This is a genomic window from Thermanaeromonas sp. DSM 22490, assembly GCF_056378755.1.
Genome location: NZ_JBJHHE010000001.1, coordinates 76,243 through 97,518, shown reverse-complemented (window position 1 = coordinate 97,518; position 21,276 = coordinate 76,243). Strand labels below are relative to the sequence as shown.

22 protein-coding genes are annotated in these 21,276 nt (G+C 50.5%); all 22 read right to left on the bottom strand.

Annotation, left to right across the window (positions count from 1 at the left end; translation table 11 throughout):
• Positions 1-77: 77 nt before the first annotated feature.
• Complete coding sequence (locus tag AC1BI1_RS00480) at positions 78-947, bottom strand: helix-turn-helix domain-containing protein (RefSeq protein ID WP_476715297.1); 870 nt, start codon at positions 945-947, stop codon at positions 78-80.
• A 22-nt stretch (positions 948-969) separates the two neighbouring features.
• A complete protein-coding gene (locus tag AC1BI1_RS00475; RefSeq protein ID WP_476715296.1) occupies positions 970-2,373 on the bottom strand; it encodes a cobyrinate a,c-diamide synthase in 1,404 nt (467 codons plus the stop codon).
• Positions 2,374-2,495: 122 nt separating this feature from the next.
• Positions 2,496-3,557, bottom strand: coding sequence for a hypothetical protein (locus tag AC1BI1_RS00470; RefSeq protein ID WP_476715295.1), 1,062 nt, complete (start codon positions 3,555-3,557; stop codon positions 2,496-2,498).
• Positions 3,558-3,622: 65 nt separating this feature from the next.
• A complete protein-coding gene (locus AC1BI1_RS00465; protein WP_476715294.1) occupies positions 3,623-4,762 on the bottom strand; it encodes a hypothetical protein in 1,140 nt (379 codons plus the stop codon).
• A gap of 1 nt (position 4,763) precedes the next feature.
• Positions 4,764-5,018: a TusE/DsrC/DsvC family sulfur relay protein gene (locus tag AC1BI1_RS00460; RefSeq protein ID WP_476715293.1), complete on the bottom strand. Its 255-nt coding sequence runs from the start codon at positions 5,016-5,018 to the stop codon at positions 4,764-4,766.
• A gap of 100 nt (positions 5,019-5,118) precedes the next feature.
• Positions 5,119-5,436, bottom strand: coding sequence for a TusE/DsrC/DsvC family sulfur relay protein (locus tag AC1BI1_RS00455; RefSeq protein ID WP_476715292.1), 318 nt, complete (start codon positions 5,434-5,436; stop codon positions 5,119-5,121).
• Positions 5,437-5,510: 74 nt separating this feature from the next.
• A complete protein-coding gene (locus tag AC1BI1_RS00450) occupies positions 5,511-6,887 on the bottom strand; it encodes a (Fe-S)-binding protein (RefSeq protein ID WP_476715291.1) in 1,377 nt (458 codons plus the stop codon).
• Positions 6,884-7,543 carry a respiratory nitrate reductase subunit gamma gene (locus AC1BI1_RS00445; RefSeq protein ID WP_476715290.1) on the bottom strand — a complete coding sequence of 220 codons (660 nt, stop codon included), beginning with the start codon at positions 7,541-7,543 and terminating at the stop codon, positions 6,884-6,886. The genes AC1BI1_RS00450 and AC1BI1_RS00445 overlap by 4 nt, the downstream gene beginning before the upstream one ends.
• A gap of 58 nt (positions 7,544-7,601) precedes the next feature.
• Positions 7,602-8,660, bottom strand: coding sequence for a dissimilatory-type sulfite reductase subunit beta (dsrB, locus tag AC1BI1_RS00440; protein ID WP_476715289.1), 1,059 nt, complete (start codon positions 8,658-8,660; stop codon positions 7,602-7,604).
• Positions 8,653-9,846 carry a dissimilatory-type sulfite reductase subunit alpha gene (gene dsrA, locus AC1BI1_RS00435; protein WP_476715288.1) on the bottom strand — a complete coding sequence of 398 codons (1,194 nt, stop codon included), beginning with the start codon at positions 9,844-9,846 and terminating at the stop codon, positions 8,653-8,655. The genes dsrB and dsrA overlap by 8 nt, the downstream gene beginning before the upstream one ends.
• A 95-nt stretch (positions 9,847-9,941) precedes the next feature.
• Positions 9,942-10,130, bottom strand: coding sequence for a 4Fe-4S binding protein (locus AC1BI1_RS00430; RefSeq protein ID WP_476715287.1), 189 nt, complete (start codon positions 10,128-10,130; stop codon positions 9,942-9,944).
• A 216-nt stretch (positions 10,131-10,346) separates the two neighbouring features.
• Positions 10,347-10,487 (bottom strand): hypothetical protein, encoded by a 141-nt coding sequence (locus AC1BI1_RS00425; RefSeq protein ID WP_476715286.1) that lies wholly within the window; start codon positions 10,485-10,487, stop codon positions 10,347-10,349.
• Positions 10,488-10,503: 16 nt separating this feature from the next.
• Positions 10,504-11,967 (bottom strand): putative sulfate exporter family transporter, encoded by a 1,464-nt coding sequence (locus tag AC1BI1_RS00420; protein WP_476715285.1) that lies wholly within the window; start codon positions 11,965-11,967, stop codon positions 10,504-10,506.
• Positions 11,968-12,426: 459 nt separating this feature from the next.
• Positions 12,427-13,482, bottom strand: coding sequence for an endolytic transglycosylase MltG (gene mltG, locus AC1BI1_RS00415; RefSeq protein ID WP_476715284.1), 1,056 nt, complete (start codon positions 13,480-13,482; stop codon positions 12,427-12,429).
• Positions 13,483-13,512: 30 nt separating this feature from the next.
• Positions 13,513-14,844 (bottom strand): VanW family protein, encoded by a 1,332-nt coding sequence (locus AC1BI1_RS00410; protein ID WP_476715283.1) that lies wholly within the window; start codon positions 14,842-14,844, stop codon positions 13,513-13,515.
• 100 nt (positions 14,845-14,944) lie between these two features.
• Positions 14,945-15,205: a DUF1292 domain-containing protein gene (locus AC1BI1_RS00405; RefSeq protein ID WP_476715282.1), complete on the bottom strand. Its 261-nt coding sequence runs from the start codon at positions 15,203-15,205 to the stop codon at positions 14,945-14,947.
• Positions 15,206-15,236: 31 nt separating this feature from the next.
• On the bottom strand, positions 15,237-15,662 hold the full coding sequence (ruvX, locus tag AC1BI1_RS00400; protein ID WP_476715281.1) for a Holliday junction resolvase RuvX: 426 nt from the start codon (positions 15,660-15,662) through the stop codon (positions 15,237-15,239).
• A gap of 3 nt (positions 15,663-15,665) precedes the next feature.
• Positions 15,666-16,613, bottom strand: coding sequence for an aldo/keto reductase (locus tag AC1BI1_RS00395; RefSeq protein ID WP_476715493.1), 948 nt, complete (start codon positions 16,611-16,613; stop codon positions 15,666-15,668).
• A 67-nt stretch (positions 16,614-16,680) separates the two neighbouring features.
• A complete protein-coding gene (locus AC1BI1_RS00390) occupies positions 16,681-16,992 on the bottom strand; it encodes a hypothetical protein (protein WP_476715280.1) in 312 nt (103 codons plus the stop codon).
• A gap of 4 nt (positions 16,993-16,996) precedes the next feature.
• A complete protein-coding gene (locus tag AC1BI1_RS00385; protein ID WP_476715279.1) occupies positions 16,997-17,242 on the bottom strand; it encodes an IreB family regulatory phosphoprotein in 246 nt (81 codons plus the stop codon).
• A gap of 1 nt (position 17,243) precedes the next feature.
• On the bottom strand, positions 17,244-19,955 hold the full coding sequence (gene alaS, locus AC1BI1_RS00380; RefSeq protein ID WP_476715278.1) for an alanine--tRNA ligase: 2,712 nt from the start codon (positions 19,953-19,955) through the stop codon (positions 17,244-17,246).
• 171 nt (positions 19,956-20,126) lie between these two features.
• On the bottom strand, positions 20,127-21,146 hold the full coding sequence (gene ltaE / locus AC1BI1_RS00375; RefSeq protein ID WP_476715492.1) for a low-specificity L-threonine aldolase: 1,020 nt from the start codon (positions 21,144-21,146) through the stop codon (positions 20,127-20,129).
• Between the last annotated feature and the right edge of the window lie 130 nt (positions 21,147-21,276).

Below are 21,276 nucleotides of genomic sequence, written 5' to 3'. Positions count from 1 at the left end.
CCCACCTTTCTTTGAATCTGTTCGTTATCCCCATTTTACCACAAAAGTGGTTAAATTAATTATAACTATTAGTTATGCTATCTTTTTTTACTTAGGGCGCGCACTAAGTCCCGTAGCAGTTCCCTCTCCTGTGGCTGGCAATAGTCCAGAAAGGCAATAATTTCCTGCTTTTCGTCAGCATATCCCTGGTCGACCGGCCGGCGATAATTATTTATAACCCGGATAAACTCGGTCAAGCCTTCGATTTCTTCATCTTCCCAGGAATTAAGCAAACTCACCAGCTCTTGAATGCTGCTTCGCTGTAAGTTAGAAGGCAAAGAAGGTTCCTCGTCTTCCATTAAAAAGTAGCAGCTCGATACTCCCAGAGCTTCTGCCAGGCGGTTTAGAGTAGCTATAGAGGGCTGGATGCGGTCTGTCTCAATCTGGCCGATGAGGCTATGGGAAATACCCACCTGATCGGCCAATTCTTTTTGGGTTAAACCCATTTTCTCTCGTAATCGTCTTAATTTGCTACCCAGACTTTCGCCGCGTTTCACTTGCAAAAGGGAGCTGGTGCTTACCTCCAGGGCCGCCGCCAATTTCTCCAGGGTCTTTAACGAAGCAGTAGAACGACCCCTTTCGATCTCACTGATATGGGCTAGGGAAACCCCTGACCTGCGGCTCAATTCGTTTAGAGTAAGACCTTTTTGTTCTCGCAGCCGCCGCAATTTAGCGCCCAGCGTGGTACCGTCGGCCACGCCCGAGGAATCGCCATTTTCCTCCTGGAAATAGCTAATGTCCACTCCGAGGATGCTGGCCACTTCAGCCAGGGTAGCTTTTGATAAACGACGCGTACCCTCCTCCACTTCTTTCATACAATCGGGAGCAATATCCAGCATATCGGCCAGGGTTTCTAAAGCTATCCCGCGCTCTTCCCGCAACCGTTTTAGTTTAACCCCTACAGACATTCCCTTCTCACCCGCTTCTTCACTACTTTATTAGTCTTATCCTTTTCTCTTTACCGCCGGCCATCCTGGCCACGAAGTTCCAGGCCCATTCCGGATGAGCAGGAGCATAGAGGTGGTTATAGCTGGCCAGGATTTGGCGATACATAATGCCGTCATGATGCCCATCTACTCCCATGCCCCGGACCACACGGTAGGCGAAGCTCACCTTTTCCCTTTCCAGGTTTACCACCCGAGAATGGTGAAATTCATGCCCTCTAATTTTGGTGCCGGAAGCAAAGAAGGGGTTATCCGGGCGAGCCTCCAAAAAGGTATAACCATGGCCCTGGGGTTTTTCTTCCATCTGAACCTCCAGGGGTAAAGCTCCTACCATTTCATACCACCTGCCACCACAGTAGAGGCGACGGGCCAAGTACATCAATCCTCCGCATTCCGCATAAATAGGCAAGCCGCCTTCAGCCGCCCGGTAAAGGCCCCGCCTTAAAGAAAAGTTAGCCTCCAGCTCGGCAGCAAAAACTTCTGGAAAGCCGCCGCCAATATATAGTCCGTCTATAGGGGGTAAAGAGCTGTCCCTCAGGCTATCAATAAAAACCAGTTCAGCCCCCGCCTGGGCCAAAGCCTCCAGATTTTCAGGGTAATAGAAATGAAAAACCCGATCTTGGATAATGCCCAACCGAACTATGGTGTTTGAGGGTGCTTCAACCGGCGAAAATTCATAATCAAGGGGCGCTGCCTGCCGGGCTATCTCTAAAATGCGTTCTATATCCACTGTGGCCTCCACTGCAGTCCTGGTAGCCTCCAGGGCCCGGTATAGTTCTTCGTTTTCTCCCGCAGGTATCAAACCGAGATGGCGGTCGGGAATAACATAAGCCCTATCTTTAGGCAGAGCCCCTACCACAGGTAGGCCGGTATACCTTTCTATAGCCTGGCGCAGCATCTCTTCGTGCCGGGGCCGCGCCACCCGATTCAAGATAACACCCGCCAGCTTAAGCCGCGGATCAAATTGTTGAAAACCCTGCACCAAGGCGGCAGCGCTCCGCGTCATACGAGTGGTATCTAAAACTAAGAGTACTGGTGCCCGGAGGGCCAAGGCGATTTCCGCCGTACTACCACTGCCGTTCAGGTCCAGGCCGTCAAATAAGCCCATAGCGCCTTCCACTACTGCGAGATCTGCTGACCGACAACCATTAACGAAAGAACGCCTTAGTTCAGCCGGTTGGACAAAATATAAGTCCAGGTTACGACAGGGTCGCCCGGCTGCTAGAGTTAACCAGCTGGGGTCGATAAAATCAGGCCCCTTTTTGAAGGGCTGTACTTTTAGTCCCCTTTTAACAAAAGCTGCAATCAAACCCAAAGTCACCGTTGTCTTGCCTGAACGACCATGGGGTGCCGCCAGAACGATCCTGGGTAAGGTTTTATTTTGGGTCATTCCTACTCCCCTTCCGCGACCCACAGCTCGTATCCACTATCCAGCGCTCCGCAATAGGCCTAAAGCGAATTCCACCAACCGTGGGAATATGTCTACTGCTGGCAGGGGATACTTTAGAATTTTTACCGCAAGCTACGCTTTAGAGAATTTACGGGCGATGAGCCCTTCGAAGTTTCCACAAAATCCGTAACCCCCAGGGTGTTTAAGAAGGAACCCCAGCCTATGCGTTCAATAAAAGCGCCCAGCCGTTCACCCTGCCTAGCTCCTTCCAGCCACACATCCAAAATACGCGCTATTCTGGTATAGATCCCTTCATATTCCAGGGGTTTGGCCGGTACAAAGGGAAAAACAACCGACCCTAAGGAGGGTTTAATCCCTCCCCGGCCTCCTACCAGAATAGCCGCCCCTCGTTGACTACCCATTTTAATTCCATCGGGCGCCACTTGCATACAAGAAGTACAACGTACACACCGTTCACCGTCAATGACTACAGACATACCCTCCGGAGTCTGTTTGGGGCGAATAGCTCCTGTAGGGCACCAGGAAACGAGTAGCCCTATATCTTCATTAGCAGCGGTGAGAGCAGCATCATCTACCTCCGGAAAGTCTCGGTAAACACCTATAATACCAATATCAGCCTCCACGCTGCCCCCGCAACTGTTGGGGCAGCCGCTCACGGATATTTTTAGCCAGGCCGGTAATCTTTTTTTAGAAAAATATTCATATAGATAATCTCCCAGCATTTTGGCGATACTAGGAGCATCAATAGCCGCATTCTGACAGTGAACGAAAGAGGTGCAACATTTAATTTGGTGCAAGCCTTGACCCGTACCGCCCACCAAAAAACCGGCAGCCGCCAATTCTTCTAGTAAAGCCTCTAGTCTCGAAGGATCCACTCCCACCAATTCAAATCCCTGGCGGGATGTGCGCCGACCGGTCAAGGCATACCTTTTAATCCAGCCGGCGAGGCGGCGTAAAGAAGCAGCTGAAAGAAGACCGTTGGGGGGTAGGAGTATCCTAACGCTCCATAGTTCAGTGCCATCGTGAGCTACGTGTTTAATTACTCCCGGACGCACTACTTCATGCCCAACCCAGCTGCCTGCTTTCTCCTGCAGATAAGGCGGTAATTCCCGCCGGAAATCCGGCATAATGCCGGCCGGCAGTTCTCCTATTTCTTCTACCACAGGCTCCCCCTCCCTTGAGCAGATCATAGGGCTTCGCTTCGCAATATGCGAGGATTAGGCCCAGTCTAAAAAACAGCATGCCGCGAGTTTTCCAAGCTCTGGGGTTCAGCCGGCAAGCCCAACTCCTGTAAAATCCGCCTGGGACCGAACCGGGTCACAAAGTCACCTATCCTTTCCTTGCGCTTGCCGTGTTCTGTCCATAACTCTAGAAAAGCGCCGAAAAGGTCCCCCAGAGCGGAGTAATCTTCCGGGCCCTTTACAGGAATAAACGGGGCCAACACATACCCCACCATAGGACCCTGAGGCCCGCGGTGACCATACTTGCCGCCTACCACCCAGGCTACTCCTCGCTCTCGGCCCGGTCTTATAGCAGGACACAGGTTAATACATGCCATGCAATGACTACAAGCCCCATCATCCACTTCCAGTTGGACCCCGGTAGAGCCCTGTTTAACCTTTAAAGCTCGATCAGGGCAAGCCTCAAGAAGCTGGACCAAATTTCCCCCTTCTTGTACCCACTGCACAAAGCCCTGGTTATCTATAACCGGTGCATCCCGGTAAACTCCGATGAAGGAATGGTCCTTTTGCATCATGGCTCGGATGCAATCATTGGGGCATCCGGCCACAGCACTTTTGCACTTCTGAGGAAAGCCTGGATATTGCTGATCCTCCATAAAGCGCTCCCCTAAGTAGGTAGCGATAGCTGGTGCGTCCACCAGGGCCAGATCACAACGTGCCGGACCGCAACAGGCTGTAATGCAGCGCAAGTCATCCCCGGTAGAACCTACATCAAAGCCCAAGGCGTTAAGTTCCCGCACCAGGGCTACCATGTTTTCCTTAGGGGTATAGATCTCCATAGTGCCGCCTGCGGTAAAATGTACTAAACCGTTGCCATAACGTTCGGCTAAATCCGCCAGCCGCTCTAGTGTTTCAGCGCTCATCCAACCGCCAGCCGTACCTAAAATGCGAAGGAAAGGCGATTCATCCAACAATTCTGGATGGCGGCTGGCGCGAACCGAAGCGCCGGCCGGCAATTCGGGGATGCAGATGTATCCTCCATGTCCAAAAGCCGATTCGTTCTCTTTAAGTCCAGTTTCATACATTTCTGAAGGATAACGGGTAGCGGCTAGCTCTTTTACGTGGCTAGGATACTTTCCCCGGCTAAGCTGGGAACAAAAAGGCAATTTATCCAAATCCTGTGGCATATTAACACTCCTTAGGCATGGGCAAACCGGTTATCTTGCTTATCTCCCCGATGGGATTGCCTGGAAAAAGCTTGTAAATCTTTTTCTTTTCCCAGCCGCTAAGTTTTATCAGGGTTCGTAAAGTACAGATGGTCTGGTGTTGAATGTAATAGTTATAACTCAGCTCCAAAAGGTACCAGTGTTCTTCCCCCAGGTGGATACCCCGCTCTAATGCTCTGGCAGCAATGGCTTCCCTTTTAGCATTAGAAAGGCGCATCTCCATCCCCTCCTGGGTTTAATTTTAACACAAATAGTACAAAGATGGGGCTAGCCTTATTTTAAGCTAGCCCCATCTTTGTACTGTTCCTGAAACTAACTTACACGCAGCCGGTAGGTTTAGGTAAACCGGCGATCTTACAGGCACCCTTAGCCGGTCCGCTGGGGAAAAGATCATAAATCTGCTTCAAAGTAAACCCTGTCTCTTTGCACAGTTTACGGATCATAGGAGCAATACCAAACTGCTGATAATACTGGCGCAAATAATTAATTACTTTCCAATGATCTTCTGTCAGATCAGTAATACCCTCAGTTTCGGCGAGAGCTTTGGCCACTGCCTCGTTCCATTTGCTGGGATCCTGGATGAAACCGTCCTCGTCAACTTCAATTTCAATGCCGGCAAGTACCATTTTAGGCATAGCCATTACCTCCTCCATTCTAAGTTTAATTTTTTAATTTAAATTATGAGCGCTAAAAAGGGCACCCATAAAATTTACAAGACCAAGGCATTAGCTACCAGTTCACTTATTCCGGCAAAGCGCACAGGCAACTGGTAGTAATTGATAATGTCGCGGAATTGCCCTTTACAGTTAGAACAAGCCAGCGCAACTATCGCTGCTCCTGTTTCGCGGATCTGTTGGGCTTTTATCTTGCCATAGGTTTCCATGCGAAACTTTAAGAAGTCTCCCTTATTCATTATGGCAAAACCGCTACCGCCACCGCAACAGTAGCTCAGTTCCCGGTTGGGCTGCATCTCTCGGAAATCACGGCAACAAGCCTTTAAAATGCGCCGGGGCTCTTCATACAAGCCTCCCAACCGGCCTAATTTACAGGAGTCATGATAAGTTACAGGCTCAGGATTTTTGTCCGGATCTACTTTTATTCTTCCTTCCCTGATCCACTCGTCAATAAGCTCTAAAATACTTTTAACCTGGAAAGGCCTTTCTCCCGGCGGAACCAATCTTAAGATGAGGTACTTAAAGGCTTCAAAGGCGTGGCCGCACTCGCCAACTACCAGCGTTTTTATTCCTAATTCCACGCAGGTTTTAATTTGCGCCCGCAATACCTTCTCAAACTCCACATCGCTGAAAAAGACACCATAGTTCACAGCATCATTTATGCCTGTCGCGGGAGAATTGAGGGTCCAATCCACACCGGCAGCGTTAAAAATTTCCGCTGCGCCCATAACCGTTTCCGCAAAGGCCAAATAATCCCCCGCGTTGTGCATGACCAAGTATTGGGCACCTTTTTTGTCCACTGGGATCTTTATCTTATACCCTCGGAGATCTTCAATTTCTTCCTCTAAAAATTCCACGATATCCATGAAGGCGGCTGCCGGGGTACCCGTGGCGTTGCCCATTTGGAGCTGTTTCTGGGTACCCTTTTCCTTAAGTTCATCGGGGGCAATACCTATGGCATCAAAGATTTTCCTGGCTTCCCTGACTATTAACCCGTTGTCGATGGCCACCGGGCATACGTAAGCGCACCGCCGACATACAGTGCATCTGTATATGCTCTCCGCTAGAGCATCCAGTTTTTCTTCTGTCAAATCCTCCGCTCCCACCAGCTTGGGAAACAGTTTACCCCCCAGAGTGAAGTACCTCCGATAGATCTTCCTTATCATATCAGAGCGAACGGCCGGATGATATATCTCTCGGCGACCGCTGGCAATATAGACTGGGCAAACCTCGGCACAAGTACCACACTTCATACACACATCCAGAGAAAGCATATACGGAAGCCAGAAGGTCCAATTGGCCCGAGCATCTAAGGATTTTTTCATGGCTGTCAAAAACTCAGGCACACGTTTCTCCTGGGGCTTGAGTACTTCATCCGAAAGTACGCGGTAATCGTCAAGTACCTTTCTCAATCCAGCTCACCCCATTTTACCCGGTGATAAGTGAAGTACTTGGCCGCGAAGTGAATCATCCGCCCAAAGGGCAGGTACAGCAAAAATACTTCCCAGAACAAAATCTCCCAGAGGAGCGAAGACCTGGAGGGTAGACGCGGGTTTAGGCTTAATAGCCCGAGGAGATAATCTCTAACCGCCATTGCCTCGCTGAAGAAACCCGTAGTAAGGCCCATAAAAGAGACCAGAAAAACTAAGATCAAATTTAGATACTCCACAGGTGTAGATATAACTTTTAAATCGCCTGTTAAACGGGTAACAAGCAGCCAGGCCGAACCCAAAGCTGCCAGAAGCCCTCCTAGAAGGCCGAGGGCAGGAGAGGGAAACCCTATTAATAATAAAAATAGCCATATAATGGTCAAATAAATCCCCCAGTGCATCAGTAAAGAGGGCAACCATATTTTGCGATTATGGGAACTCAAGCTGCGTAAAGTGACCACCTCAGTGAACATCTCCTGCAATTGCCCGCTTAGGGTACGCGGATAGGGGAACATCTCCCAGTGCAGGTGTTGGGGTGCCCTGGCCCAAGCCAAGACTTTGTAGGCAAAACCCGCTAAGAAAACCAATAATGCCACATATGGTAATATAATTCCTATAAGGTACGCCAGCCATCCCATGATCCGGCCTCCCTCATTTCAATAGAGCCCGTCCTGGTCTCCCAGGACGGGCCGATTCTCACCAACGGAACTGTGTGGTTGTCCTGAAGGTAGTAACGCTAAAGATAAAGTCGTCAATATGCTTGTCTGTAAAGGGAATGCCCGCCAGCTTAAAGAACCTTTCCCAGCCTATGCGCTCGATCCACTCCCCCATTCTCTCGCCTTTCCGGGCGTGGGTAGCCCACACCTCGACCAAATTCTTCACGGCCTCCACCACTTCCGGCCAGCGCGGCGGGTTATTGGGGAGGTAAGGAATAGCCAAACGGGAGAACATGGGCGCCGAGCGGGCGTTAGAAACCTTGCCGCCTACCCAGATAGAAATCCCATCATTTTCCGGATCCATAATCTGCATGGCGGGTGACATGGTAAAACAGTTACCGCAGTACATGCACCTTTCTTCAACAACGTCCACACTCTTCAATTTGGGATTAGGCCTAATGGCTCCCGTGGGGCAACTGGCCACCACCGTGGGGATCTCGCTGACTTTAGCTAGCATTTCGTGGTCCACCCGCGGCGGCGTCCGGTGAACGCCCAGAATGGCAATGTCCGAACAATGGACCGCGCCGCACATGTTCAGGCAGCAGGCCAGGGAAATGCGCAACTTAGCAGGTAGCTTTTCTTCTTCGAAATAATCGTAGAGCTCATCCATTACTGCCTTTACAATGCCCGAGGCATCGGTCGCCGGGGTATGGCAGTGAATCCAGCCCTGGGTATGAACCATGTTGCTGAGACAATTACCCGTGCCTCCCACCGGCCATCCTTTAGCCTTAACTTCAGCGATTAGCGGTTCGATATTATCCTTGTTGGATACCAGGAACTCGATATTGTGGCGGCTGGTAAAGCGGACATAGCCATCGCAATATTTGTCGGCCAGATCGCAGATCTCCCGGATAGTGTCGGTACTCAAGAGCCTGGCAGAACCTACCCGCACGCTGTAAATCTCTTCGCCGTTCTCGGCTACATGTTTTAATACGCCGGGCTTAAGGATTTCATGATACTGCCATTTACCATAGTTTCTCTTAATAACCGGCGGCAACATTTCCATATAATGGGGAGGCCCAAAATCTGTCCTAGGCATTCTTCTTCACCTCCTCCGGCCACCAGAATACATACGGATTCGCCCGCGGCCGGAATACCATTTGGGGTACCGGTGGTAGACCTACTTCTCTCAGGAAGGTACGCATACCAACCCGGTAAATAAGCTCACCAATACGTTCCCTGTTCTTGCCGTTTTCATCCCACCAGTCAAAAACCTTCCTAAGCAAATCTTTGAGTTCGGTATAGGGTGGTTTCAGTTCCATAAACGGCACAATTACCCAACCCAGGAAAGCCGATTTCAAGATAGTAGCCTTGCCGCCGACTAAAAGAGTAGCACCCTTTTCCACCCCAGGCCGCAGCGCTTTGGGCATCTCGTTAATGCAGTGCATGCAGCGGACACAGTCGTCAGCGGAAAGCTTCAGCTCTTCGTTATTGCCATCCCACGATAGGGCCTTGGTGGGACACTTATCTATAACTTCCTCTTGGATATTAAACCCGCCTTTTACATATTCTACTACCGCAGCCTGATTAATTTGCAAGGGGCCCCTCCAGGTGCCAATGATGGCAAAGTCCGCCCTGGCAATAGAGGCCACACAATCATTACCACAACCGGAAACTTTGATCTTAAATTTGTAAGGCCATTGAGGCCGATGGAGGAAATCCTGGAACTCCAGGGTCAAGCTGTGGCAAACATCTAAAGTATCTATACAGGAATATTCACAGCGCGCCGGCCCCACACAGGCGCTGGGCGTGCGCAAACCACCGCCAGAACCGCCGAGGTCAAAGCCAGCATCGCTCAACTCATCAAAACAGGGCTGCAGATTTTCCGTGGTGGTGCCTAGTAAGATGATATCGCCGGTGGAGCCGTGGAAATTGGTCAAGCCGCTGCCGTATTTGTCCCAGATATCACAGAGCTCCCGTAAAGCCTTGGTAGTGTAAAACCAACCGCTCGGCTGATTAACCCTCATGGTATGAAACTCTTTTACATGGGGAAATTCTTCGGGTTTATCGGAATAACGGCCGATTACGCCCCCACCGTAACCCTTAACGCCAACAATACCACCATGTTTCCAGTGACCGACTTTTTCTTCATAGGATAAATCCAACTGCCTTAACAAGTCCCCCGCTGCTGGCTTTTTCTCCGCCGCTCTCTTTATTTCTTTAACAAAACTGGGCCAGCGGCCTTTTTCCAGCTCATCTACGCGGGGAGTTTGGGATTCGGCCATCTCTACCACCTCCGCTTGAGCTTATGCTATTGAAGTAAGGACCTTACCTTTTCCTTTCTCTAAGACCAACCACCTCCTGCCCTCTCTCGTTTATTTTAATATTCCTGTACAGTAACGGCGCCTGTAGGGCAAACGGTAGTACAGGATTCGCAGCCCAGGCAATCCGCAGGATCTCCTGTCACTTCCGCCTTGTCTCCTTCCATGGACAGGATCTGGGCCGGGCAAGCCGCTGCGCACTCCCCGCAGCCGCTGCACTTGTCCTGATCAACGCTTACAAGGTACATTTTGAGTCCTCCTCTTTTTCTTGCTTTCGTTATAGCAAGCACGTTTTCTTGTATCCTTAAAAGTTCCGCCTTTGACAACATAACTATTTCGACACCCGGGACAAAAATCCTGCTATGCATAAAATAAATTACGGTATAATTAAAGTGCCAATATATAGTTATACATAAGCCATAAAGGTCTAAGCCCTGGGAGCCCCAGGGCTTAGACCTAAAATTCTATACAAGAGTATGACTTACCCACACTAACACCACTAAAAGTATGATCCCTAATCCTAAGCTGTAGCCGATTAACTTTTTTTCCACCGGCATCAGATCAAACCATTCTTCTTCCTGTGGCAAGCGTTTTTCTTCTGCCATCTTGGAAACCTCCTTTTTACGCGGCTGGCGGCGGGGTTATACCGTGGAAGAAGAGCCAGGAAATAATCAAGCCGATCCAGATAATAAAGCCAAACAAGCAAATCAGATAGACCAAGGCCAGCCTGCCCATACCTTCTTCTTTAAGCTTTTTGAAGTTGGACATTAGACCAATGGTGAAGAAAGTCAGGGCGAAAAAGATACCCCGGAAAGTGTCTGCCTGCCCCACACCAGCATTCAGTAGCTTCAGTGTATCTTTGCTAGCACCCGCACCGATGAGAATTACCAGGATGAAGAGGGCAGCATAACCCAAAACGAACTTGGGGAACCGCAGCCAGATATCCCCGGCCGAAACCCTTTCCCCTTCTCTCTTTTCAATCTTCCAAGCCCAGATGATAGCCAATATGAAGGCCCAAATTGCGATAAAAATATCGATAAATACTTTTACGGTGGTGGTAGCCATCAACATCCAACCCTCTTGCCACTTGACTCCCAGGGCAGTGGCTGCTTTGGCCCGGATTAAAGCATCAACCATGGCACCGCTGGCTGCCGCAGCACCGTCGGTCTTCACGGCCAGACCCATCCAAGCACCGGCCACCATAGGCTCTTTATAGAGCCAAGCCTGGGCAATAAAGGGCAAGATCAAAAGCTCTACCACGGCAAAGATGATTACTAGAGAAGATACAATAACCGGTACGATAGGCCGAGCTTTAATAGCCCCACCTGTAGCAATGGCCGCTGAAACACCGCAAATGGAAATACCGGAAGCCAAGGGTGCAGCCCATTCCGGGGTGAATTTGAAATACTTGCGGGCAATGAAGTAGACAAGGGGCCAATAAATCAAATAAGCTTCTATAATAGCGCAAAAACCTCGGAAAACCACCTGAGCAGCGAGGCCGGTGGATTGGAGGGCGTAGAGGCCAACCTTAGCGCCTAGAATAACGATGGCTGTTTTTACAAACCACTCGGGCTTAGTGGCATCTTGAAGAAATTTTGTAAGACCCGGCCAGAAGTTACCAATGAGTAGACCGACGATAAGGGCTATAATAAATCCCGCTTCTCCTGTTAGCCTTAGCGACCAACCGATTTTAACTTTAGCATATTGATCCGGCGTTGCTGCAATAAAGGCGTAGTGACCAATTATCCAGCAGGCGTAGGTAATCCAAAAGATAATGGTAAATCCTGCAATGAAGCGCCCTACGTTACCGCCCATAGCCGCTATACCGATGCTCAATACCAGAGTCAAAAATATATAAGTGAGGATTAAAGAGACAACACCCGGCACACCCTTATAGACATCGGACACTGGAGATAGAGCTTTAGAAAGTTGAAGCCACATATTGGTTTTAACAACCCAGCCAATCACATCAGCGCCTGTCAGCTTCAGCAACCCGAGGATAAAAATAAATAGTCCTATCCATACAGCCCACCAGTCCTCGGTTTTTAAGAAAGGTGACCTCGCCCCTTTAGCTTCCTGAGCCATTTTTCTCCCTCCTCTTAATACTTTCCCTTTCTAACCGACTAGTTACTGCTTTTGAGTTTGTTTAAATTTCCATCTTCTCCTATAGCCCCACCCCCCTTCTGTTCTTGTGTCCACTTTCGCTACACTTTTTAATAATAAGCTCCCCTCGGCGCGCATCCATTGCGCGGCCGTGTGTTGTCTGTTTCTAGGTTCCTGCTCAGCCGGGCTCTTCGTTCACTATAGTTTTATTTGTTTTAGCTTCAGTTTGAAAAAAGAAAAATGAACATATTGGGCTCCCCGTCTGAAGTGTAAATCCTTTTTGTGGCTACAATCACAATAGTTTATAGTATATATTTACGACATTTATAACCAAATTCCTCCTATGCTTAAAAAGCTATCAATAAAAATTTGGGTCTCTATAAAAATAGTTAATAAAAAAGGGGCTAGATTATAACTAACCCCTCGAAGTATTTTATAAGATTACGGTCGCACTTGGTAGCGTCTGATAGCCGCATTGTGCTCCTCTAAACTGCGGCTGAACTCATGGGAGCCGTCAGGTCGGGCTACGAAATAAAGGTAATCGGTAGGCGCAGGATTTAAGGCGGCCAGGAGGGAAGGTTTCCCCGGGGAAGCAATAGGGCCTGGGGGCAATCCCGTTACTTTGTAGGTATTGTAAGGGGAGTCTATCTCTAAATCTTGATAGCTTAATACCGGCTTCGGAGTCTCCAGCAAATATTCCACCGTGGCACAGGATTCCAGCTTCATGCCTCGCCTCAGCCTGTTCAAAAATACTCCAGCAATAAGGGGGCGCTCCGCATCCAGCTTGGCTTCTTTCTCCACCAGGGAAGCCAGGGTAACAATCTGGAGAGTATTTAATTCCAGTTCCGGGGCCCGTTGCCCGCTAACTTCGTTATACACCTCTTGAAAGCGGTCCAACATCTGGCGAATGATAGTTTCAGGCGGAGCTCCGACAGGTATCCGGTATGTATCGGGAAAAAGGAAACCCTCCAAGTAATTGGGCCCCGGGGGTATACCCGCCAGAAAAGGGTAATCATAGGGCTTGGCAGCCGCCCGCCAAAATTCCTCTTGAGACACCAGACCTTTAGCTTCCAGCAGCCGGGCTATTTGTTTAAGGGTATAACCCTCCGGAATAGTGAATTCTGCTTCCATTACCCGCCCAGCTACCAGGTGCTTAAGAATTTCAGGGAGACTCTCACCAGGATTGAATAAATATACACCGGGTTTTAGCTGCCCGTCTACCTTTTGCCAGGAGGCATAAAAGCGAAAGGCCAGGGCATTCCTGATTACACCTTTGGCCTTTAACAGCTCGGCCACGTCTCGGGCCGTTGCGCCCGAAGGAATAGTCACCTTGACGGGCATGGACAACTGTTTCTCCGGCCGGGTAACCGCATACCACCAACCCGCGAAAATGATTAAAATGAGGGCTAAAAGTAGGGCAAAGCTTAATAAACTGATTTCGTACCTCGATAACTTCCACCCGGCTATTTCTTTGGTGCATTGCGGCGGCTGACTCATTTCCCTTTCCCCCCGTGCTTCCTTTCTCCATTATAGCAAGGGTGGAAAGGGCTTGTCACCCACCCCTTGGCGAATAACCTGGGGAACTGGTAAGTAATAATCTTGGGAAACTATCTCTTCCCTGAAGTTTTCTCCAAATGTCCACCGCCGCTTTACCTTAACCCGGTAGCCCCATTGACCTTGTTTCTCTATAAAGGTTTTACCTGCCGGCAGTGTGGGGTCTTCTTTAATTTCTTGCGGCGGCGGGACCTTCTCTACTATTTCCGAGACGACTTCCACCTGAGGTGCTTCTTGGGGACCATAAAAGGTGAAGGTGAGGCTATCCTGGCCCACTTCAGCCTTAAGCCAGTACCAGTAAGGCGTGTCGTTGCGCAATCTCAAATCAATAAGGCCGTAGGCTACAGTGGCATCCAGGCCGGGAGGTACATAACCCACTTTCAGGGCATGCGGTTGCCTCTCCACTATGGTAAATCCAGCCCGTAACGCGGCATTATACAGGGTAGTGGAAACCTGGCAAACGCCGCCACCCACGCCCGGGATAAATCCGAGGGATTCTATAACTAAGGCTTCTAGATACCCTCGCTCCACCGTCCTGGGGCCTACCAGTTCATTAAAGGAGATTTCCCCCCCAGGTTTAAGCCATTTTTCATCTAGAGCTTGAGCAGCCAAAAGGATATTGTGGCTGCGGTTTTTTTCAGCCGGATTAAAAAAAGTGGTATAGCTGCTCACCGCCTTAATAATACCCCGCTGAGCTATCTCTTCTGTAGTTACGGCGGGTATCAACCTTTCTACAGGAATCTCTATGGGCTTGTCTAAATCCCTTGACTGCAATTTCTCTAGCGCCGACCACAGCTCTTCTATGGCCACAGCCCAGCCTTCCCGCGCCGGAATCAGCCGTACTTGCCCCCGTCTGTCCACTTCCAGACGAGCGTCTTGTGGCTCCACCCTTAAGGGCCCAATTAAATGTTCTAGACCAGCCTGTGCCATATCTTTGTGATACTTGTATACCAACTCCACCTGATGTCTCTTACCGGGCCATAAAGCCCTAAGCCTTTGCCACCAGGGACCAGTACGGCCAACAGCCCAGGCTCTGGCCAGGGTACCTTCTACATCTATCATCAATCCCAAGGCGCCTGGCGTGGTGGTGAGTATCCTGCCTTCCCACAAAAGTTTAATAGGTCGCCCTGCTTCCTCTAAAGCCAATTCAGTAAGGGCCTGGCGTCCTTCATGGGGCAACAAACTTCCTATGTAAAGAGTACCCACATACACGCCAGGAAAAATTCGGTCTATAAAGAAATATTTTATGCCCAGCAAAATAATTAGGCTGCCGGTTAGGAGAAGGGCTACCGCTCCCTTTTTCAATCCTATCCCTTCCCTTGGAGGGTACTTCATTATCCATAATATGCCCCGCCGGCAGCATTAATAAAAAGGACCCGGCCATAACCAGGTCCCCTAACAATTTTTATTCCCCCTCTTCTGCCAACAAATCCTCCCAGGCTTCGGCTACACGTTCCCATTCCTCTTCATCTTCGATCTCGCATAAAATTTCTCTTCCCTCTTCGTCCTTACCTATTTTCAACACGATAGCCTCGCCACTTGTATCCACAACGGGCAACAAAATGGCATACTCTTCGTCATCAACCTCTAAAATATCTACCACTAAAAACTCATGTTCCTGGCCTTCTTCATCTCTCAACAGAATGGTATTTTCCTGGTAGGCCATGTCCTCACCTCATTCTTTAGAGTTGGACCTATCATACCCTATCAGGCCGGTGACAGTCAAGATAACTTTGCAATATTAAGGCTGCTGCCAGGCGATCCACGATGCGCTTTCGGCGCCGGCGAGAAAGATCAGCCTCCAATAAGATTCTTTCTGCTGCCGTGGTGGTCAGGCGTTCATCCCAAGGGACTACAGGTAAAGCAGAAAATTCTTCTAGGGCTTGGACAAAGTTAAGGATTTTTTGGGCTTGAGGTCCCAAGGTGCCGTTCATGTTGACCGGCAGGCCGACAACCACTTTACTAACGCCGTATTTTTGGATAAGACCGGCCAAAGCCTCCAGATCTTCTTCTAATCGATTGCTCCGCTTAAGGGTAGTTAGACTCTGCGCCGTCCAGCCCAGGGGATCGCTTAAAGCCACACCAATAGTTTTCTCCCCTACGTCTAGTCCCATAATCCTCAAGGCCTAAATCACCTTCAAACAAAAGTCGCGGCACACAAGAGCACAGTAACCGCACAAGATACATCGGGATTCTACCACCACGGCCCGGCCTTTTTCTATTTTCAGAGCCCCTTGGGGGCAACGCTCAACACATCTACCGCAGCCGCAGCACCATTCCTCTATATGAAGATGTCGCCTTTTTTGCCCTACCAGCTCTAAAACTTCCTGCGGCGGCTCTTGGCCGAGACACCAGGCCGTATTAACTATAACTTCCTCTTCCGATTGCATCCCTACGGCTACCGAATGGACAAAAGGCAATTGCCACACAAACTGTAGAGCTTCCCGCGCCCTCCCCACCAAGTGGCCGCCACCCAAAGCTTTCATGGCATATAGGCCCTTCCCTGCTTTACCGGCCTCGCGAATGGCTTCTACCATTTCTTCCCGAGTACCATCCAAAATGCCTATACCCTCCACGTTAATCAATGGGTGAATAACCTCGATCTCCGGCAATCTTGCCGCCGCCAGCACGGCAGCTACCGCATGGGTAGAGATACCTACTGCTCGAACCAGGCCTCTGGCTTTAGCTTCCAAAAGATAATCCAGAGCTTCCCTGTGTCCCTCCAGGGTTAAGGAGGACTCCTGTTCATGCAAAAGAAAAATTTCTATGACATCGCGCTGAAGCTCCCGCCGTGCCTTTTCCAGACTGGCGGCCATGGCTTTCTTAGTATATGCATAAGATTTTGTGGCAATTATTACCGGGCTTGGCCACCCGCGCAAAGCTTCCCGGATGTAAGGGTAAGTCTCGTAAGCTTCGGCGGTATCGATGAAGTTTATTCCTAGCTCCAGTGCCCTCTTTATGACTGCAGCACCAGCGTTGATCTCCAGCCCGGCGTGGAGAGGTCCTAGGGTTAAAGTACCAAAACAGAGACGAGAAACTCTAAGGCCAGTATTTCCCAGCTCCACGTACTGCAAGATATGATCCCTTTCCCGCCATCTTAACAATAAAAGCCTGACCTGCCGCCAGGCTTGCTAAAGCCTTTTACTTATCTTGCCTCCCAGTTAGCTCAGCCAGTTTCTTTTCCCAGTAGAGTAGGCGCCCTTCCGCATGAGAAAGTATCTTTTTATCCTCTCCAGTGAAATAACCTCCCTCGGCCTTGGCCCGGGCCTCCTCCAGGTGAGCCCGTAAAGTATCTAATCCTCGCCGGTAGAGCTCCAGCGCATAATTGGCCCGCTCACGCTCATGCCCCCATTGCGAATTCTGCCAGTCGCGGATGGCTGCCTTAAGGAGATCAAAAAACTTTTCCCCTTCGGTATACAGGTTTACTGTCAGCTCCAGGTCAGAGAGGCCCATAAGGCTACTCCTCCTTTAGATAACTGTTAAGCAATTCTTCCAAAATTTCATCTCGTTCTACCCGACGAATTAAGTTGCGGGCGCCTTTATGGCTGGTAATATAGGCTGGGTCGCCGGATAAGAGATAACCTACTAGCTGATTAATAGGGTTATATCCCCTCTCCATTAGGGCTGCTTTAACTTCCTGCAAGACATCTTTTACCCTTATTTTTTCCTCTTTTTCCATTTTAAACATCATGGTTTCTTGCATATTACCTGCTCCTTTCGGATCTGGCAGAGCCCAGCTGCTGGGCTACTACCTGAAGGCTGTACACCAGCGCTTGTTCCAGCTTGCTCGGGTCCTTCCCGCCCGCCTGGGCCATGTCCGGTCGACCACCTCCGCCTCCAGCTGCGATCCGGGCTACTTCCCTAAGCAAATTCCCGGCATGAACACCTTTGGCCACTACATCTTTGCTGGCCATGGCTACAAAATTGACCCGCCCATCGCTAGCCGACCCCAGAACCACAACTCCCGAACCTAACTTGGCCCTCACCAGATCTGCCATTTCGCGCAGAGCTTCTGCATCCGCCACTTGCACCCGGGCTGGTAACACACGGACCCCATTAACTTCTTTAACCTGGGACAGCAACTTATCTACTTCATAGGAAGCAAGCCTAATACGTAAGGAAGCTATTTCCTTTTCCATCTCTTTGAGCTGGGAAAGCAAAGCTTCTACCCGCCGAACCACACCTAAAGCAGGAACCTTAAGTAAGGTCGCCGCTTCCTCCAGCTCAGCCCGTTCCCGATATAATACTTCCAGCGCAGCCTCCCCAGTAACAGCTTCCACTCGCCTCAGCCCCGCTCCAATACCGCTCTCACCCGTGAAGCGGAAAATACCTATTTCGCTGGTCCTTCCCACATGGGTTCCGCCGCACAGCTCCAGGCTGTAATTGCCGATTTTGACTACCCGTACCTGCTCGCCGTATTTTTCACCGAACAGGGCCACGGCCCTCATGGCTTTGGCTTCCTGTAAAGAGGTCTCAAAAGTTTCCACCGCCAAATTGGCTAATATTTGCTCGTTTATCTTAGTCTCCACAGCCTTCAGCTCGTCAGCCGTTAGAGGGGCAAAGTGGGTAAAGTCAAAGCGCAAGCGATCAGGTGCGACTAAAGAACCAGCCTGGTTAACATGCTCTCCCAACACATCCTTTAAGGCGCGATGCAATAGGTGGGTGGCTGTATGGTTGCGGGCCGTAGCCTGCCGCTTTTTAGCCTCAACTACAATTTTCACTTTAGTTCCCACAGTTAAAGTCCCGGTCGTTACTTCAACTTCATGGAGGATTTTGCCGTCAGGCAAGCGGCGGGTATCCCGGACAATTCCCTGACCTCCGCTAAAGAAAAGTTGCCCCTGATCTCCCACCTGGCCGCCGCCTTCAGGATAGCATGGGGTGCGATTAAATAAAGCAAAACCTTTAACCCCCGTATCCAGGGTTTCCACCCTAGCGCCTTCTTGGAGCAAGGCCAGGACGACACCCTCATCTTCCAGACGGGTGTAACCCGTGAACAGGGTCTCTTCTAGCTCTCCCAGGCTGCCCGCCAGGGCGACGGCCAGCTCATAGGCTTTGCCCTCTTCCCGGGCCGCCCGCGCCCGCTCCCGCTGGGCTTCCATAGCGGCAGCAAAACCTTCGCGGTCAACCTTAAACCCTTTTTCCGCAGCCATCTCTTCCGTAAGATCCAAGGGAAAACCGTAAGTATCGTAAAGGATAAAAGCTTCCTGGCCGCTTATCTCCTTTCTGTCTTCTTGCTCTGCCCGCTCTAAGATTCCCCCCAGGACCCGTAGACCCTCGTGGAGGGTGGTATGGAAGCGCTCTTCTTCCTGCTTAATTATGCGCATAATATCCTCTTCCCGGGCTACCACCTCGGGATAAGCCTGTCCCATAATCTCCACTACCACCGGAACTAAGCGGTAAAGAAAAGGATTATCCAAGCCCAACGTCATCCCGAAGCGGGACGCCCGGCGCAGAATCCTGCGCAAAACGTAGCTGCGGCCTTCATTACCCGGCAGCACTCCATCGGCAATGATAAAGGTGCAAGAGCGGACATGATCGGCTATGACGCGGAAGGGAAAGCCTTCCTCCCCCCGGCTATAGCTACGGCCGCTAATTCTTTCTATCTCGCTGATAAGGGGACGGATGAGGTCGGTATCAAAGTTGCTGTCCACTCCCTGCATCACCGAAGCTATCCGTTCCAGGCCCATCCCAGTGTCAATACTCGGCCTGGGTAAAGGACTTAAGTTGCCCTCCGCATCCCGGTTATACTGCATAAAGACCAAATTCCAGATTTCCAACCAGCGATCACAATCACAAACACCCAAAGCGCAAACTTTTTGCCCGCAGGCATATTCAGGGCCGCGGTCATAAATTATTTCACTGCAAGGGCCACATGGGCCGGTATCCCCCATGGCCCAGAAATTATCCTTTTCTCCCATGCGCACAATACGCCCCGGCGGCAGCCCGGCTATTTCCTGCCAGAGCCGGATTGCCTCTTCATCATCCCGGTAAACCGTCACCCACAGGCGCTCTTCAGGGAGTTCCAAGACCTTGGTCAAGAACTCCCAGGCAAAACTGATGGCCTCCTTCTTAAAGTAATCGCCAAAGGAAAAATTACCGAGCATCTCAAAAAAAGTATGATGACGAGCTGTCCGCCCCACTGTATCCAGATCGTTGTGTTTTCCTCCGGCCCGCACGCATTTCTGAGCCGTAGTTGCCCGTGTATAGGGCCGACGGTCTAGACCCAGGAAAACATCCTTAAACTGTACCATCCCTGCATTGGTAAAAAGTAAGGTGGGATCGTTATAAGGTACCAGCGGAGAACTGGGAACAACGGTATGACCTTTGTTGGCAAAAAAGCTTAGGAAACTTTCCCGCAGCTCGTTCCCGGTCAAGACAGGCCTCAACTCCTCGTCAAAACTAAACCTCGTCGCCATCTGTCCAGGGTGACGAGGTTTTACCGGCTAAATTTTCCTACATTATAACCCGAAGCCCGCGCCCTTGTCAATTAAGGTGACTCGCTTTAGTACTACCCCGACAAATTTTGCTTTAAGCCATACTTAGTGGTAACTCCGGGCACAAAAGTGGCTTTGAAGCGGTGATTAAGCTTAACTTAAAACCTTGCGAAACGCCTCTATTGCCTCTTCAATATCCTCCCTGACCACATCCTTATGGGTGACCAGCCGGAGGGTGTCCGGTCCTGTAGCATGGCACTTAACTCCGTGACGGGCGAGTTCCTGTACAAGCTCAGCTGCCCCCAGTCGGCCAGTAACTCTGGCAATAACAATGTTGGTCTGGACGGTACCGAGATTTACAGCTAAGCCAGGAAGCTCCGCTAGCGCCTCTGCCAGCCTGCGGGCGTTAGCGTGGTCCTCCGCCAGCCGATTTATCCTCTTGAGAGCCACTAGCCCCGCTGCTGCCAATACACCTGCCTGCCGCATCCCGCCACCAAGAGCCTTGCGGTACCTGCGGGCCCGCGCGATAAAGTCTCGAGGTCCAGCCAGGAGCGAACCCACCGGAGCCCCAAGACCTTTGGAAAGGCTGAACATCACACTATCGCAGTAGCAAGTGAGCTCTTGCACATTGCACCCCAGCGCCACCGTCGCGTTAAAGATACGAGCACCATCCAGGTGGACCGCTAAACCCCGTTCTTTAGCCATTTCGAACATGTCCCGCATAATAGCAGGTGTCATCACCGTCCCACCGCCGCGGTTGAAGGTATTTTCCAAACAAAGGAGGGTGGTGGGCGGGAAGTGGATATTCGCCGGTCTTAAGGCCCGCTTAAGGGCGTCAGGGCCACGTTCAGACAATAACCCGGTCACCGGTTTAAGTTGCAGCCCCCCTATAAGTGCTGGCGCACCTACTTCGTAGTAGTATATATGGGAGTCTTCATCCACTATCACTTCTTCTCCCCGTCCGGTGTGGGCTAGTAAGGCTACCTGGTTTCCCATGGTACCGCTGGGAACGAAAAGAGCCGCCTCCTTGCCGACAATCTGAGCGGCCTGCTCCTGTAGTTCGTTTACAGTAGGGTCCTCCCCATACACATCATCACCAACCCGGGCCCTCGCCATGGCTTCCCGCATCTCTTCATCGGGCATCGTAACTGTATCGCTCCGCAGGTCAATGATTCGCACGGTAGTAGCTCCTTTCTTGAAGACAGCGAGCCCCTTATTTTGAAGGCTCTTAACACAGCAGTAGCTTGTATCTTTATAATTATAAAGTTAGCCAAACCTTCTCAAGAATCCTTTCTGCTTGTTA